Source organism: Nocardioides sp. LMS-CY (assembly GCF_018732145.1).
GTDB classification, from domain to species: domain Bacteria; phylum Actinomycetota; class Actinomycetes; order Propionibacteriales; family Nocardioidaceae; genus Nocardioides; species Nocardioides soli.
On the sequence record NZ_CP076104.1, the window covers coordinates 2,956,167 to 2,971,600 of the forward strand.

11 protein-coding genes are annotated in these 15,434 nt (G+C 72.4%); 2 read left to right on the plus strand and 9 right to left on the minus strand.

The features are described from left to right. Window positions 1-5 precede the first annotated feature (5 nt). Window positions 6-1,310 (minus strand): hypothetical protein, encoded by a 1,305-nt coding sequence (locus KM427_RS25540; RefSeq protein ID WP_252274500.1) that lies wholly within the window; start codon window positions 1,308-1,310, stop codon window positions 6-8. Window positions 1,311-1,505: 195 nt separating this feature from the next. Between KM427_RS25540 and KM427_RS25545 the strand changes: the two genes are divergently transcribed. Continuing rightward, window positions 1,506-2,171 (plus strand): class E sortase, encoded by a 666-nt coding sequence (locus KM427_RS25545; protein ID WP_252274502.1) that lies wholly within the window; start codon window positions 1,506-1,508, stop codon window positions 2,169-2,171. Between the two features lie 453 nt (window positions 2,172-2,624). After that, entirely contained in the window at window positions 2,625-3,536 is a 912-nt protein-coding gene (locus tag KM427_RS14235; RefSeq protein ID WP_215524287.1) for a YhjD/YihY/BrkB family envelope integrity protein, read from the plus strand. Here KM427_RS14235 and KM427_RS14240 read toward each other — a convergent pair. The 8 genes from KM427_RS14240 to KM427_RS14275 all read right to left on the minus strand — a co-directional run bounded on the left by KM427_RS14240 (window position 3,517) and on the right by KM427_RS14275 (window position 15,381). Continuing rightward, a complete protein-coding gene (locus KM427_RS14240) occupies window positions 3,517-5,805 on the minus strand; it encodes a thiamine pyrophosphate-binding protein (protein ID WP_252274504.1) in 2,289 nt (762 codons plus the stop codon). The two genes, KM427_RS14235 and KM427_RS14240, sit on opposite strands and share 20 nt — an antisense overlap. 30 nt (window positions 5,806-5,835) lie before the next feature. Continuing rightward, window positions 5,836-7,008 carry a trans-sulfuration enzyme family protein gene (locus KM427_RS14245; RefSeq protein WP_183594437.1) on the minus strand — a complete coding sequence of 391 codons (1,173 nt, stop codon included), beginning with the start codon at window positions 7,006-7,008 and terminating at the stop codon, window positions 5,836-5,838. A gap of 103 nt (window positions 7,009-7,111) precedes the next feature. Then, entirely contained in the window at window positions 7,112-7,876 is a 765-nt protein-coding gene (locus tag KM427_RS14250) for an amino acid ABC transporter ATP-binding protein (RefSeq protein WP_183594436.1), read from the minus strand. Beyond that, window positions 7,873-8,793 carry an amino acid ABC transporter permease gene (locus tag KM427_RS14255; protein WP_215524289.1) on the minus strand — a complete coding sequence of 307 codons (921 nt, stop codon included), beginning with the start codon at window positions 8,791-8,793 and terminating at the stop codon, window positions 7,873-7,875. Before KM427_RS14255 ends, KM427_RS14250 begins: the two co-directional genes overlap by 4 nt. A 10-nt stretch (window positions 8,794-8,803) precedes the next feature. Then, window positions 8,804-9,688 (minus strand): ABC transporter substrate-binding protein, encoded by an 885-nt coding sequence (locus tag KM427_RS14260; protein WP_183594432.1) that lies wholly within the window; start codon window positions 9,686-9,688, stop codon window positions 8,804-8,806. After that, entirely contained in the window at window positions 9,685-10,479 is a 795-nt protein-coding gene (locus KM427_RS14265; protein WP_183594431.1) for an IclR family transcriptional regulator, read from the minus strand. The genes KM427_RS14260 and KM427_RS14265 overlap by 4 nt, the downstream gene beginning before the upstream one ends. A gap of 4 nt (window positions 10,480-10,483) precedes the next feature. Then, on the minus strand, window positions 10,484-10,957 hold the full coding sequence (locus tag KM427_RS14270) for a DUF3830 family protein (protein WP_183594429.1): 474 nt from the start codon (window positions 10,955-10,957) through the stop codon (window positions 10,484-10,486). 380 nt (window positions 10,958-11,337) lie between these two features. Beyond that, window positions 11,338-15,381, minus strand: a complete 4,044-nt coding sequence (locus tag KM427_RS14275; RefSeq protein WP_252274506.1) for a helix-hairpin-helix domain-containing protein — start codon at window positions 15,379-15,381, stop codon at window positions 11,338-11,340. Window positions 15,382-15,434 lie beyond the last annotated feature (53 nt).

Here is a 15,434-nt window from a genome sequence, read left to right on the forward strand (position 1 = left end):
ACGACCTACTCGGAGGTCTGCAGCTGGATCGTCCACGTCGAGATGCCGCCCTGGGCGATCGTCGGCGTGTCGACGTACTTCTGCTCGGAGACGTCGACGGCCTGCACGGACTCGGTGTCGGTGACGACGCTCGCCTGGCCCCCGAACGTCGTGTCGATCTGCGCCTGGTTGACGTAGACCTCGCCGTCCCCGACCTGGGTGGTGAGGGCGCCGGTGTTGTTGTCGAGGTTCGCCGCCTGGGCTCCGCCCGTCCCCGGCGTGGCGCCCGGCCAGGTCATGGTGTTCTTGCGCTGCGGGATGCCGGCGACGTAGGAGATCTGCGCGGTCGCGGAGGCCCCCAGGGTGTCACCCACGTCCCACACGACATGGGTGTAGACGCCGGGGGCCAGGCCGGCGGGCAGCCCGCTGTCGACGGTCTCCACGGTCACGGGTGCGGGACACTCGGCCGACGGCAGCACGTTGCCCTGGGTCAGCGGTCCCGAGCCCGGGTACTCCTCCCCCGCCGAGTTGTCGACGTCGCAGCCGAGGAACTCCAGGCCGGCCGGGATCCAGTCCTCGACCAGGCCGATCTCGACGCCTCCCTGGGTGCCGGTCTCCAACGTGAGCGTGTAGACGGTCTGGTGGTCGTGGACGCCGCGCAGCAGCTCGCCCTCCGGCGACGGCTCCGCCTTGGTGAGCAGCACCGGGACCAGGGTCGTGGCGCCGGCGGCGCTCGGCGCGGCCACGATCCCGGCCCCCGTGGGCGGGTCGACCTCGACCGGGTCGGCGGTGCCGGGGTCCGGGAAGGTCGGGACCGTGGCCTCGGCGGTGCTGAAGTAGGCGTCGACGGGTGCCTCGATGGTGTCGTTGACCTGCCACTGGCCGGAACCCGTGCCGACCTCGTGCTGCAGCGCGTAGCGGAAGTGGAAGACGCTCCCCGCCGCGATGTCGACGACGTTCTCCCAGAGGTAGACGGTCCCGGTCGGCGTACCCGCGCCGTCGGTCTCGACCACCGTCCGGCTCGGCGGCTGGTCCGCCGACGAGAGCGTCACCCCGACCGGCACCCGGACCGAGAAGGCCAGGTTGTACGCCGGCTGGTCGCCGGTGTTCTCGAAGGTCACCACGACGGGCGTCTCGCCGCCGATCAGGGTCTCGCCCGGGATGTCCTGGCTCACGCTCAGCACCGCCGCCGCATCGGCCCGGGGCGTGAGGCCCTGCGGGAGCGGCACCACCGCGAGGATCGTCGCCAGCAGCAACAGGCCGGTCCACGCGGGCAGACTGGACCACGGGTGCGCGCGGACGACACGCACCCCTTCCCGAGGATCCGTCATGCAGCGACCGTAAGCAGGCATCGCCCGCGCCTCACTCACCCAAGAAGGGTGAAGCGAGCCACGGGCCTCCGGCACCAACGACGTGCTCGAGCGCCTGACGTCGGTGCTCGATCCCGGCGACCCGGACTTCGCGATCGTCACGCCGTCGCCACCCCGCTCGCCCGGCTGCGCACCGGCGTGACGGAGACTGGTGCCGTGGCCGGCCAGCGCAAGCGCAGACGACTCCTCGTGGGATCGGGCGTCCTCCTCATCGTCGCGGGCGTGGCCCTGCTCGGCTACGTCGGGTGGCAGCTCTACGGCACCACCTGGGTGTCCAAACGCGAGCAGCACAAGATCGTCGAGGCCACCCGCGACGTGTGGGAGGGCGGCGGCCGATCCGCGGACCAGCGCGCCCTCGCCGACGGGGTCGTCGCGCTGGTCCGGATCCCGAGGCTCGGCGAGGAGTACGTCGTCCCCGCGCACCGCGGCACCGACGACGCCACGCTCGCGCGCGGCTTCGGCATCTTCGACGACGCCGCCCCGCCGGGCGGCAAGGGCAACTTCACGCTCGCCGGGCATCGGATCACCCACGGCGAGCCGCTGCGGCGCCTCCCCGAGCTCGACGCGGGCGACGAGATCGTCGTCGAGACCGCGGACACGACGTACACCTACGTGCTGGACACCGACGGCGACGCCCTCACCGTCGACTTCAACGCGGGCTGGGTGACGACGTCCGACCCGGTCGAGCCCGGGACCGATCGGCCGATGTCCGAGCGGATCGGCTCGACCAGGCTGATCACGCTGGTGACCTGCGCCGAGCTGTTCCACACCGACGACCGGCTGGTCGCCTTCGGCCACCTGGTGTCGAAGAAGCCGAAGTAGCCCGGGCTCCTTGGTGGTCCCGGGGGGCCGGGTGCTGTCGTTGGCTGTGGGCGGGCCGGTGCGGCGGTGAGCCAGCAACCGTTCCGAGCACCCGAAAGGTTGCCTGCCCACCGCCACCCGGGAACCCACCGGCCCAGCGGTGCCGTAGCAACCATTCCGCGCACCCGAAACGTTGCCTACCCACCGCCACCCGGAAACTCCCCGGCCCGGCGGTGAGGTGGCAACCGTTTCATCAAGGGAAGAAGGCCGATCCACGCCTCCCCGGGTGAGCTCAGCCAGGGAGCCGCGGCCCCACCTTCATCCCTTGATGAAACGCCGACCCGCCCCGACCGCCCGCGAGCACGCCGAGCGACCCCGGTTCACCCGCTCCGGGTGATCGCCGTGGGTCCGGTTCCACCCACGATGGGGCCATCCTGCCGACACCGCGGCGCACCGAGGGAGAGGTGAGCACCCGTGGACCTCGCCGCGCTGCGCGTCCGGGCGACCACGACGTTCCGCACCCGGCGCGACCAGGCGAAGGCCCTGGTGGACCGGATCCCGATCCTGGGCCGGTTGGTGAACGAGTTCATCCGGATCGAGTTCATCGACCGGTGCATGCTGATCGCCGCCCAGGGGCTGCTGGCGCTGATCCCCATGCTCGTCGTGCTCTCGGCGTTCCTGCCGCACATCACCGGCGACGCCGTCCGGTCCTTCTCGGACGCCGCCGGTGTGGGGCACGACGGGACGCAGCTGATCGAGGGCCAGGTCAGCGCCGACGAGGTCCGCACCCAGACCGGCCTCCTCGGCCTGGTCATCACGATCTTCTCGGCGACCAGCTTCGCCCGGGCGATCCAGCGGATGTACGAGCGGATCTGGGAGCAGCCGCACGTCGGCGGGATGTCCGGCGCCCGGCGCTGCCTGCTGTGGCTGCTCGGCTGGATGATGACCCTGCAGATCGCCGGGGCGTTGCGCCGGGCCTTCGACGGCATCGGTGGCCTGGTCGGCGACGGACTGGCGCTGGCGCTCCAGGGGCTGGCCCTGTCGCTGATCTGGTGGGCCACCAGCTGGGTGCTGCTGTTCGGGCGGGTCCCCTGGCGCTCCCTGGCCATCGGAGCGCTGCTGACCGGCTACCTCGGCGTGCTCTACAACCGCGGCTCGTCGCTGGTGATGCCGCCGTACGTCCAGGCCAACGCCGACCAGTTCGGCACGCTCGGCGTGATCCTGGCCGTGTCGACGTGGCTGATCGGGTTCGCCGCGGTCATGGTGGGCGCGGCGCTCGTGGGCCGGATCGTCTCCGAGGACCCGACCGTGACCCGGCTGGCGACGTCGGTGTGGCAGGCCACCCGACGCCGCCAGCAGTCGGAGGTCACGACTCCAGCAGAGTGAGGGCCGCGTCCACGATGGCGTTGACGCCGATCCCGTGCAGGTCGTAGGCGTCGGCCAGCGACGACGACTGACCGAAGTCGACCACGCCCAGGGACCGGATCCGGTCCCCGCGCAGGCCCGCCAGGAACGACAGCGTGTGTGGGTGCCCGTCGAGCACCGTCACCAGGGGCGCCGGATGCGCCGGCGGGAACAGCTCCCCCGCGATGCCGGTCGCCGGACCCTGCTGGAAGGCCCGGAAGACCAGGTCCGGGCTGGTCAGGCAGATCGCGCCCACGTCGTGGCCGAGGTCGGTCAGGATCCCGGCGGCCTCGATCACCTCCGGCATGATCGCGCCGACTCCGACGAGCGTCACCTGGTCGGCACTGGGGTCGCCCGCGATCCGGTAGCCGCCCGCCACCACCTGCCGCCGCCGGCGCTCGCGCAACGCCGGCTCCTCCGGCAGCCGGGCCTGCTCCTGGTCGATCGAGCGGGTCGAGAGGCGGAGGTACGCCGAGGTGCCGTCGGGTCGGCCGACCTGGGACATCGCGTGCAGCAGGCACCACTCCAGGTCCTGCGCGAAGGCCGGCTCCCAGGCGACGCAGCCCGGCTGCTCCAGCCCGATCGACGGGGTGGTGATCGACTGGTGGGCGCCGCCCTCGGGCGCGAGCGTCACCCCGGACGGCGTACCGACCAGGATCGACTGCCCGCCGGCGTAGATGCCGTACGACCAGGGCTCCAGCGCGCGCGCCACGAACGGGTCGTAGAGCGTCGCGATCGGGATCAGCCGCTTGCCCCACCGACTCCAGGTGGTGCCGAGCTCCGCGGCCAGGCCGACCAGGTTCACCTCGGCGATGCCCAGCTCGATGTGCTGGCCCGAGTCGACCTCCGACCAGCGGAGCAGGCGCTCGGCATCGTCGGAGAACCAGTCCCATCGATCGTACGGCGCCCACACGCTGCGCTTGTTGATCCAGCCGCCCAGGTTGGTCGACGACGCGACGTCCGGGCTACAGGTCACCACGAGGTCCGCGACATCGGGAGCGTCCCGGCTCAGGTCGGCCAGGATCCGTCCCAGCGCCGCCTGCGTCGAGACGGGCTTGCGGAAGGGATGCCCCAGCGAGGTGGGCACGGTGAGGGCGGCGGGCTCGCCCGGGTTCGGGCGCCGCAGCCGCTCACTGCGCTCGCGACAGAGCAGGTCGGCCGCCGAGTCCGCCGGGAACGCCGCCCACGGGTCGTCCCGGTCGGCGCCGCAGGTCTCGGCGAGCGCGACCATCTGCTCCCCCGTCAGCAGCGCCGAGTGGTTGGCCGGGTGGCCCTCCGTCGGCAGCCGGCGACCCTTCACGGTGTAGGCGAAGATGACCGTCGGGCGGTCCGTGGCGACCTGGCCGAACGCGTCGAGCAGCAGCCCGAGGTCGTGGCCGCCGAGGTCGCGGATCGTCTCCGCCAGCTCGGCCGGCGCGATCGAGTCGACCAGCGCGCGCAGCTGCGGTGACGGCTGCGCACCGGCGAGCCGGTCCGGCAGCTCGCCGTCCGGGAGCCGCAGCAACCGCTGGTACTCCTCGTTCGACATCGACTCCAGGCGCTGCTTCAGCTCGGTGCCACCGGGGCGCTCGAAGACCGCCGAGATGGCCCGGCCCCACTTGAGCGTCATCGTCTGCCAGCCGGCGGCCTCGAACATGCCCTTGAGCCGGCCCGCCTGGATGTCCGGGACGACCCGGTCGAGCGACTGGCGGTTGAGGTCGACGATCCAGAGGAGCTCGCCGAGCTGGCCGACCTGCGGGTCGGCGATCGCCTCCCACACGGCGCCCTCGTCGAGCTCGGCGTCACCGAGCAGGCTGATGAACCGGCCCGCCCGCGGGGTGTCCGGGAAGTGCGCGCGCACGTAGCGGTGGGCGATCGCCGCCCAGATCGGGGCGGTCGCCCCGATCCCCACCGACCCGGTGGAGAAGTCCACCGGGTCGGGGTCCTTCAGCCGGCTGGGGTAGCTCTGCAGCCCACCCTTGGCTCGCAGCGTGGTCAGGTACGACGCGGGCAGCTGCCCGATCAGGTAGTTGATCGCGTGCAGCACCGGGGAGGCGTGCGGCTTGACCGAGATCCGGTCGGTCTCGTCGAGCTCGTGGAACCACAGCGCGACCATGATGTCGACCATCGAGGCCGAGGACGCCTGGTGTCCCCCGACCTTCAGCCCCGAGGGGTCCCGGCGGCCGTTGTTCGCGGAGTCCACGATCGACGTGGACAGCCAGAGGACCCGCTGGGCGATCTCGCGCAGCACCCCGACGTCAGCCCCGGACATGGGAATCGGCACCTGGTAGGCAGTCATCGGTCAGCAGGCGTCCAGTGCCTGCGCGTAGTCGGCCACCAGGTCGTCGGTGTCCTCGCAGCCGATCGAGAGCCGGATCAGGTTGTCGCGCTTGGGCATCGGGTAGACCAGCGTGTGCACGTCGCCGAGGCTCACCGCGATCGCCGAGAGCTTCAGCGCGGCTGCGAACTTGCCCATGGTCTCCGCGTCGCCGTGCAGCCGGATCGCCATCATGCCGCCGAAGCCGTCGGGCAGCAGCTTGGCGGCCAGCTCGTGGTGCGGGTGCGTCGGGAGCCCCGGGTAGCTGACCATCGCGACCTCCGGCCGCGACTGGAGGAACTCCGCCACGGCGAGCGCGTTGGCGCTGCTGGCCTTCATCCGCAGCCCGAGCGTGCGCATCCCGCGCAGGATCAGCCAGGAGTTGAACGGGCTGACGGCCGCACCGAAGGCGTCCATGTTGAACCGGACCCGGTCGATCAGCTCCTTGCGCCCCGCGACCACGCCCGCCACCGCGTCGCCGTGGCCGCCGAGCCACTTGGTCGCCGAGTGCACGACCAGGTCGGCGCCGTGCTCCAGCGGCCGCAGCAGGCTCGGCGAGAGGAACGTGTTGTCGACGATGTAGGTGAGGTTGTGCTCCCGGGCCAGGGCGGCCAGCGCCGGCAGGTCCGCGACGTCCATGTGCGGGTTCGACAGGGACTCGATGAAGAGCGCCTTCGTGTTCGGGCGCACCGCCGCCGCGACCGCGTCGAGGTCGGTCACGTCCACGTGCGTCACCTCGATGCCCTTGGAGGACAGGGCCTCGTCGAGCAGCACCCGGGTGATCACGAAGAGGTCCTCGGAGGCGATGCAGTGGTCCCCGGCGTCCAGCACCGCCATCAGGGCGGTGGCGCAGGCGGCCATGCCCGACGCCCCGACCGCCGCGTCCTCGGCCCCTTCGAGGGCCGCGAGCTTCTGCTCCAGGGCGTACGTCGTCGGGTTGCCGGTGCGGCTGTAGAAGAACACGCCGGGCTCCCACTCCAGGGCCCGGTCGACGGCGTCCTCCTTCGCCACCGCGCTCTCGAAGGCGAAGGTGGCGGTCTGGTACAGCGGCGTGTTGAGCGCGTTCGTGCTCGGGTCGGTCGCCTCCCCCGCGTGGATGGAGAGGGTGTTCAGGCCGAGGTTCGAGTCCAGGTCGGCGCGCGGGTTGGCCGTGCTCATGGTGTTGCTCCTTGTCATACGAAGGTCATGCGAAGTCGTGCGAGTGATCGTGCGAGGCCGCAGGTCGTGCGACGTCGGCGGGAAGGGGTCGGGCGAGCGGGGGTCAGTTGACCCGGGCGAGGAACTTGGCGGCGCGCTCGGTGGACGGGTTGGCCAGGACCTCGCGCGGCGGGCCCTGCTCGACCACGCGTCCGTCGGCCATCACCACCAGCGCGTCCCCCACGTCGCGGGCGAAGCCCATCTCGTGGGTGACGACGACCATGGTCATGCCGCCCTCGGCGAGCGAGCGCATCACGGCGAGCACGTCGCCGACCAGCTCGGGGTCGAGCGCACTCGTCGGCTCGTCGAAGAGCATCAGCTTCGGCTCCATGGCCAGGGCCCGGGCGATCGCGACCCGCTGCTGCTGGCCGCCGGAGAGCTCGGCCGGGTAGGCGTCGGCCTTGTCGGCCAGGCCCACCTGGGCGAGCAGGTCGTGGGCCAGCGTGACGGCGTCCGACTTCGAGAGCCCGCGCACGTGCCGGGGCGCCTCGATGATGTTCTGCGTCACCGTCATGTGGCTGAACAGGTTGAAGTGCTGGAAGACCATGCCGGTGCGGACCCGCTGCCGGGCCACCTCCTGCGGCCGGAGCTCGTGCAGCTTGCCGTGCACCTCCCGGTAGCCGACCAGCTCGCCGTCGACGTACAGGCGGCCGGCGTCGATCCGCTCGAGGTGGTTGATGCAGCGCAGGAACGTCGACTTGCCGCTGCCCGACGGGCCGACGATCACCTGCACCTGGCCGGGTGCGACCTCCAGGTCGATCCCGCGCAGCACGTGGTTCGGGCCGAAGTTCTTGTGCACCTGACGGGCGAGGACGGCGGGGGTGCTCATGCGCTCCACCTCCAGAGCCTCGACAAGGAGAACCGACTCGACCGCACGGTGACGATGCCGGTGCGGCCCCGGCTGAGCCGCCGCTCGAGGAGCGACTGCAGGCCGGAGAAGAGCGTCGTCAGCGCGAGGTACCAGATGCTGGCCACGACGAGGAGCTCCAGCGTCCGCAGGTTCACCGAGTAGATGGTCTCCACCGACCCGAGCAGCTCCTGGACGGCGATCACGCTCGCCAGCGCGGAGTACTTCAGCATGCTCACGAACTCGTTGCCCAGCGGCGGCACGGCCACCGGGATCGCCTGCGGCAGCACGATCCGGCGCATCGTCCGGCGCGGGTCCAGGCCGAGCGCCGCAGCCGCCTCGACCTGGCCCCGCCCGACCGAGGTGATGCCGCCTCGGACGATCTCGGCGATGTAGGCGCCCGAGTTGAGACCGAGGCCGAGGATCGCGGCGTTGACCGGGGTGACCACGCTGTTGGACTCCACCGACACCAGGGAGATGTCGGTGAAGGGCACCGAGATGCCCACCGTCGGGAAGACGATCCCGATGTTGAACCAGAAGACCAGCTGGACCAGCACCGGCGTACCGCGGAACAGCCAGATGTAGGCGCCGGCGACCCACCGCAGCACGGGGTTCTCCGACAGCCGGCCGATCGCGGCGATCACGCCGACCACGAGTCCGAGCACCATGGAGACGACGGTCAGCACGATCGTCAGCCGGACGCCGCTGAGCACGACCGGGTCGAAGAGGTACTCCGGGATCGCGCCGAAGTCGAACTGCTCGTTGCCGGCGACGGTGATCGCCACCCAGACGATCAGCAGCAGCAGGACGACGCCGGCGACGGTCCGGCCCGGGTGCCGTACCGGCACGGCCCGGATCGCCTCGACCTCCTCCGCCGGCTGGGTCGCGGGCGCGGTCACGACCGCCGCCTCACCCGTTGCCGACCGCATTGACCATGCTCTTGTCGATCATGTTGTTCTCCAGGCCGTAGTCCTTCATCACCTCGGCGTACGTCCCGTCGTCGATCAGTGCCTGCATGGCACTCAGGATCGCGTCGCGCAGCTCCGTCGACTTCTTCGGGAACACCAGGCCGGCGAACACCTCGTCGTAGACGCCCTCGAGGATCTCGAAGCCCTGCTGCCCGGCGGTGTTCACGGCGTACGAGCCGGCCAGCGTGTTCACCAGGTAGGCGTCGGCTCGGCCGTTGCGCATCGCCAGCATCGCGTCGGGGTCGTCGGGCAGCTGCATCGGCTTGATCGGCGTCGAGCAGGTCTTGTTCTGCTCCGCGACCAGGGCCACCTGGGTGCTGCCCTTGGTGACGACCACCGTCTTGCCGCACAGGCTGTCGAGGTCGGTGATCCCGTCCGGGTTGCCCTCGGGCACGAGGATCGACGTACCGTCGCGGAACTCCGTGACGAAGTCGACGACCTCCTCGCGCTCGGCGGTGTCGTTGAGGTCGGTGGCGAAGTCGTACTGCCCGGACTGGATGCCGGGGATGATGTTCGCGAAGTCGATCACGTTCCACTCGATGGTGACGCCGAGGCGGCTCGCGATCTCCTCCATCAGCTCGTAGTCGAAGCCGGTCAGGGTCTTGCCGTCGCTCTCGTAGAAGTCGACCGGCGGGTAGATGGAGGTGGCGACCTTGAGGGTGTCGGACTTCGTCACCGCCTCGGGCAGCTGGTCACGCAGCTCCTTGACGATGGCGCTCTGGTCGGGCTCGGACTCCGTGGAGTCGGAGGACCCGCAGCCGACGGCGGTGGCGAGCAGGCCGGCGGCGAGGAGGGCGCCGGTCAGGCGGCGGTGGTTCGTGATCATGTCGGATCTCCGGGGTTGGTCGGCCGGGCGAGGCCGGGGACGGCGAGATGGTTGTGCTCCGAGACCTGGGATGCGGCAGTGCGCAGACCGCGGGAGAGCTCGTCGACGCGGGCGTCGAAGTTGACGGAGAATCCCGCGAGGCCGAGCGAGGCGATCGTGTTTCCGTGGATGTCGAGGACGGGGACGGCGAGCGAGGAGACCCCTTCGTCGAGGTCGTCGCTCGCGTGGGCGATCCCGGCCTGCCGGACGTCGAGCACGCGCTGTCGCAACGTGTCGGCGTCCGGCGTCCGGGACGCGTAGCGGGGCATCGGCCCCTCCAGCACCTGCTCCAGCCGCTCGGACGGACCGAAGGCCAGCAACACGTAGCCGGAGGGGCAGGCGTGGTAGGGCAGGGTCGAGCCCGCGCGGCCGTACAGCTCGACCGTGCTCAGGCTGGCCACGTGCTCGATGCAGATGACCTCCGAGGCACCTGGCACGTTGAGGAAGACCGGCAGGTTCACCGCGGCGGCGAGGCGCTCCATGGCGGGACGCGCCTCGCGCCGCAGGTCGAAGTCGTCGCTGGCCGCGCGTCCGAGGGCGGCGAGGTCCGGGCCGAGGCGGTACTTCTTGGTGCTCTCGTCCTGGCGGACCATGCCCTCCAGCTGCAGGGTGTAGAGCAGCCGGAAGACCGTCGACCGGCCGAGGCCGACCTGCCGGCCGAGGTCGGAGGCGCCGAGCGGTTGATCCGACTTGGCGAGCGCGCGCAGCAGCCCGACCGCCTTCTGGACGCCCTCGACCTCGTAGCGCGGCATGGTCTCAGTCCGCCAGCCGGATGATGATGTCCTCGCGGCCGTGCGCCAGCACGTGGTCGCCGGCGGCGTAGAAGTCGTCGAGCTGCTCGGGGACGATCTCGGCGAACAGGTTGCCCCGGATCCCGGTCTCGCTGACCACGCGCAGGTCGCCGTGTCCGTACCAGAGCGCGATCTCCGCGCCGTCCCCCTGGATGCGGTCCTTGTGGACGTGCATGCCGGCGTACATGTTCTCGGGGAAGTAGTAGTAGACGATCTGGCCGGGCTTGGGCCACACCACGTGGTTCTCCAGCGGCAGGTCGACCGGCGGGCAGTACACGTAGAACTCCTGGCCGGAGTAGATCGAGTGGTAGCTCGCGCCGACCACCGGCTCCGCGAGCATCGATCGCAGCGCCTCGCAGGTCTTCGGGGCGGTCTGATCGAGCAGTTCGGCCCGGAAGGTCTTCTGCTGGCCGGTGAACTCGATCTCGATGAAACTCATGGGACTCCTTGTTTTACTGTGCGAAACGCCTGTACGCTGAACGAACATGTGTGCTGGATCATAGGCACTCGCGCGCCGCAAATGGAAGGGCTCCACGCGAGTTCTCATGCGCCTTTTCGCGCCCGCCTCCCGGGACGCTGTCGACCTGAGGTCGGCCCCGGTCTTCGAGGTGGTTTCGAGGCTCGTCGCCGGCGCTCCTCACACCTCAACCACCGGCCACGGTGGTTGAGGCGCGAAGGTGCTCTGGCGCGTCTCGTCGAGGTGGTTTCGAGGCTCGTCGCCGGCGCTCCTCACACCTCAACCACCGGCCACGGTGGTTGAGGTGCGAAGGCGCCCTGGCGCCTGAGCCTCGAAACCACCGACATCCGACGCGCCGGACCTCAGTCGAAGACGACGCGGACGCCGCGCTCGCGGACGAGCATCCGGGCCTGGGCGATGAAGCTCTCGGCCATCCCGCGCGACACCCCGGGCAGGTCCGCGAGCGCGGCGGCGTCGGCCCGGCTCAGCGCGACGAGATCGCGGACGCCGTGCGCGCGCAGCAGGGTCGCGCGGGACTCGGCGATCCCGTCGACGGCCTCGAGCGGCTCGTCGACGCGCACCCGGCTCTCGACGGCCGGACGGCGCTCCTCGCCGACTCGGAGCGCGACCTGGCGGTCGTGGACCTCGAACTGGCGCAACAGGGGGCGCTGAGCCCCACGGACGACCTTGCCGCCGAGCCGGACCCGGTCGGTGCCGCACGTCGGACACGGCGTCACGACGACCGGGCGCCCGGCGGGCGTGACTGCGGCCGCGGCCTGCCGGACCGGGCCGGTGGTACCGCAGGCCTGGCAGTGGCAGGCCTCGCCGTCGGGGCCCTCCCCCGTCGGCGTCGCGGGGCAGAGCCCACCCGGCGGCACGGGCAGCGGCTGCGGCTCGTCCGCCTCGAACCTGACGCCCACGTCGGACACGCGCAGCTCGCCCGGAGCCTGCGAGGCGAAGTAGAGCTCCACCTCCGCGGCGGCGCCCACCGACAAGGACAGCGTGCGCAGCTCGACGACGGCGCCCGGTGGCAGCACGAGCCGCAGGGTCGCCTCGACGGCGCCGTCCGGGACGGTGCCGCTCGCGGCGCGGTCGTCGAAGTCGAGTGGGTCGAGCGGCACGCTCGGTACGTCGCCGACGACCGCGCCGGCGTCATCCGCGAAGCCGAGCTCGACCGCCGCCCCCGGCTCGCCGCTGGTGGTCGCCTCCACCGTCAGCTCGAACAGGTCGCCCGCCCGCACCGCCGCGACCTGCGAGACCGTCGAGGTGGCCGCGCCGCCGTTGGAGACGACGGTGCCGGCGCCCGCAGCCGTCACCGTCGTGGCCGGGTCGTCCGGCGTCCACGCGCCGGAGGCGACGTCCAGCGACGGGAGCAGGGAGACCTTGTCGATCGCCATCGCCGCCTCGGGCACGTGGAACCGCACCTCGGCCTGCGTGGCGTCGGCCGGCGAGGTCAGCACCGCCTCGTGGTGCGGGATCCGCTCGACCGACCCTCCGGACTCGACGTCGAACGACGTCACCGGCACCCGGTCGACCCGGCCGGGCCGGCAGCGGTCACCGAGCCAGCGCACCTGCGCGACGCCGCCCTCGACCAGCGACAGCCCGTCGAAGGAGATCCGGTAGCGCACGGCGCCGGTCACCGGGACCACCTGGGAGATCGCCGCGGCCTGGGTCGCCACCCGGCCGGAGATCCCGCGCGGGTCGCCGAGCAGCGCCAGCACCTCGCCGGTCGCCGGCAGGCTCACCGGCCGGACCGCCCCGGCGGTGACCTCCCAGTCGGCGGGCAGGGCGGCCCCGATGGCCACCAGGGTGCCGTCCGACATGCCCATGCCGACGACCGCGGCGTGCGTCCCCGCGGCGTTGACGACGACCTGCCCGCCGGCCCTGCCGACCGGCACCGAGAACCCGGGGTCGGTCAGCCAGCGCCGGTTCGGCACGTCGAGGACGTTCACGGCCTCCCGGCGCACGACGGCGGCGACGTCGCCCGTGGGCGCGATGCCGAGCGCCTGCCCCGCGCCGCCTGCCTCGTCGAGGAACGCGACGTCGTCGAGCGTCGCCAGATCCGCCGATCGCAGGTACGTCACGCCCGCGCGCGCCAGCACGAGCAGCTTCGCGCCGTCCGGGGTCGCCGCGACCTGCACGGCATCGGCGGGCGCCGGTACCCGTACGGCGTCGCCGGCCGCGACCGCGGCCCGGTCCGCGTAGGCGAGCACCTCTCCGGCGGAGCCGCCGGCCGCGACGTCCCCGTCCGGACCCGCGACCAGCAGCACGAGCCGACCGTCCGGCGCGACGGTGACGTGACGCAGCTGCCCGCTCACGACCGTGCGCGGCAGGGTCGACCACGCCAGCTCGGCGCCCGCCGCGGCGGCTCGCAGGTCGGACCAGCCGACGTGCCGGACCACGGACCTGGTCTCGTCGGCGACGACGTCCCAGCCGACGACGTAGACGCCCTGCCCGTCGGGGGCGGCCGCCAGGCCGATCACCGGCTCCGGGGTCGCGACCCGGCCCCCGGAGGGCCGCCCGGTCGCCGTGTCGACCAGCAGCAGCCCGCCGCGGATCGTCGGGCCGTCGGCCCCGGCGGCCGCGAGGACCACACTGTCCGAGCCGAGGCGACCGATGACGGCATCGGAGAAGTCGACCATCGAGACCAGCGCCGTCCGGCCGGGGGCGTCCATGGCCAGCGCGACGGGCGTCCCGTCGCCGATCCTCTGCTGCAGCGTCGGCGCCCCGGAGAAGACGTCGAACCCCACGTAGCTCGCGTCGCCGTCCCCCTGCACCACGGTGTGGACCAGTCCGCTGTCGCGGCCGAAGGCCGCGAGCCCGAACCGGAGGCCCGTCGCCTCCGGAAGGCGGAGCTCGTTGCTCCGAGCAACGGCGCTGCCGACGCGGTACCACGTCACGAAGTCGCCGTTGGCGACCCGCTCGCCGCCACCGTCCGGACGGGCGCCCGCCGCGGCCAGCGCGGCGTTGAACGCCTCGGCCACCTCGGGGAAGTCGAGCCCGAAGTCGACGGTCCCGGATGCGGCGAACCGCTGCAGGTCGACCGCGACCTCGGCCCCGCCGGCCCCGACCCGCAGCTCGAGCGGCATCTCGAAGCCCGGCGTGGTGTGCCGCAGCCGCAACGGCGCACGCAACGGCGCGGTGACCGACCTGCCCTCCGCGCGTCGCCAGGACAGCCCACCGTCACGGGTCGTCTGGAGCCCCGGCGCCACCGCGTCGCCGTCGTCGGGCCCCGCACTCCAGGCCGCCGAGCCGGTCCGCGCCTGCACCACGACCCAGCGCGTCGTCCCGGCCGCCAGCTCGGTCTCCGCGGGCAGCGGGACACTCAGCCACGTAGGCGATCCGGCGTCGTCGCGGGTGAGGCGGAGGTCGGCCGGCCGGCTCAGCAGCGACGTCCGCCCCGGCTTGCCGTCGAGGTCGTCGACGATGTCGATCGCGAGCGCGGCCTCGGCGGTCACCGCGGTGAGCAGCAGGTCGACCGACGACGCGACCCGGGCGCCGGGCAGCACGATCTGCTGCGCCAGGGACTGCCCCGGGCCCACCGACACCAGCTCGGGCGGCAGCGCCCCGGTCACCGCGCCGAACACCACGCGGGTCTCGGCGAAGGCACCCTGCACCCGACCCGTCGTCCCGCCCGCGACCGCGACCAGCCCCGGCGGCGCCGTCACCGACAGTGCGCCCTGCCCGGCCACGGGCGCTCCGCCGAACGCGTACTGCGCCTGCGCGGAGGCGACCCCGTCGGGCAGGCCGCCGGCCTCGATCGCGTAGTCGATCTCGAGCACCAGGTCGAGGCGGGCGATGGTGTCGGAGTGCAACACGAAGGGCACGACGACGCAGCCGTTCTCGACGTCCAGGTCCGCGAGCAGCCCCTGGAGGAGGTCGGCGAAGTCCGGCGTCGTCACCGGGTCCATCAGGTCGCCGAGGTGGGTGAAGAACACCGGCCCGCCCTCGACCGCGACCGTCACGTTGCTCGGGGGTGAGGACACCCGCAGCTGCGAGATGTCGGGGGCCGACGCAGTGGGAGTCGGCGCGCGCAGGCCCGTCACGCAGATGCCGGGCAGGGTGACCGCGTTGCCCAGGGCGAACGTGCCGTTGTCGCCGAACCCGCCCTCGGAGTCGACCGCGAGGAATCCGCCGCCGAGGTCGGCGAGCAGGTGCGCCGTGCCGAGGTTGGTGCCGGTCAGCGACGCCAGCCGGCGGCGGGCGTGGAGATCGATCTCGACGGCGGTGCTCGTCGCGACCTTGGTCGCGCCCCAGTCGCCCCGGCCGTCACCGAACGAGAGCGTCTCCAGGAACCGCCCGCCGGCGTCGGTGCTGACCGGGGTGAGCGTCAGGACCGCGCGCTGCACGACGGCGTCGACCGGCAGGCGCCGCAGCACCAGCCGCCGGTCGCGTTCGAACGGCAACCCTCGCCCCACGTGCTCGGCCCGAACCCGCATCGCGACGCCCCTCTCGCTCC

What these genes read in the sequence shown, in the direction of transcription:
- KM427_RS25540 (WP_252274500.1), bottom strand. Translation starts at nt 1,310, where the DNA reads ATGACGGATCCTCGGGAAGGGGTGCGTGTCGTCCGCGCGCACCCGTGG.
- KM427_RS14240 (WP_252274504.1), bottom strand. Translation starts at nt 5,805, where the DNA reads ATGTCCGGGGCTGACGTCGGGGTGCTGCGCGAGATCGCCCAGCGGGTC.
- KM427_RS14245 (WP_183594437.1), bottom strand. Translation starts at nt 7,008, where the DNA reads ATGAGCACGGCCAACCCGCGCGCCGACCTGGACTCGAACCTCGGCCTG.
- KM427_RS14250 (WP_183594436.1), bottom strand. Translation starts at nt 7,876, where the DNA reads ATGAGCACCCCCGCCGTCCTCGCCCGTCAGGTGCACAAGAACTTCGGC.
- KM427_RS14260 (WP_183594432.1), bottom strand. Translation starts at nt 9,688, where the DNA reads ATGATCACGAACCACCGCCGCCTGACCGGCGCCCTCCTCGCCGCCGGC.
- KM427_RS14265 (WP_183594431.1), bottom strand. Translation starts at nt 10,479, where the DNA reads ATGCCGCGCTACGAGGTCGAGGGCGTCCAGAAGGCGGTCGGGCTGCTG.
- KM427_RS14270 (WP_183594429.1), bottom strand. Translation starts at nt 10,957, where the DNA reads ATGAGTTTCATCGAGATCGAGTTCACCGGCCAGCAGAAGACCTTCCGG.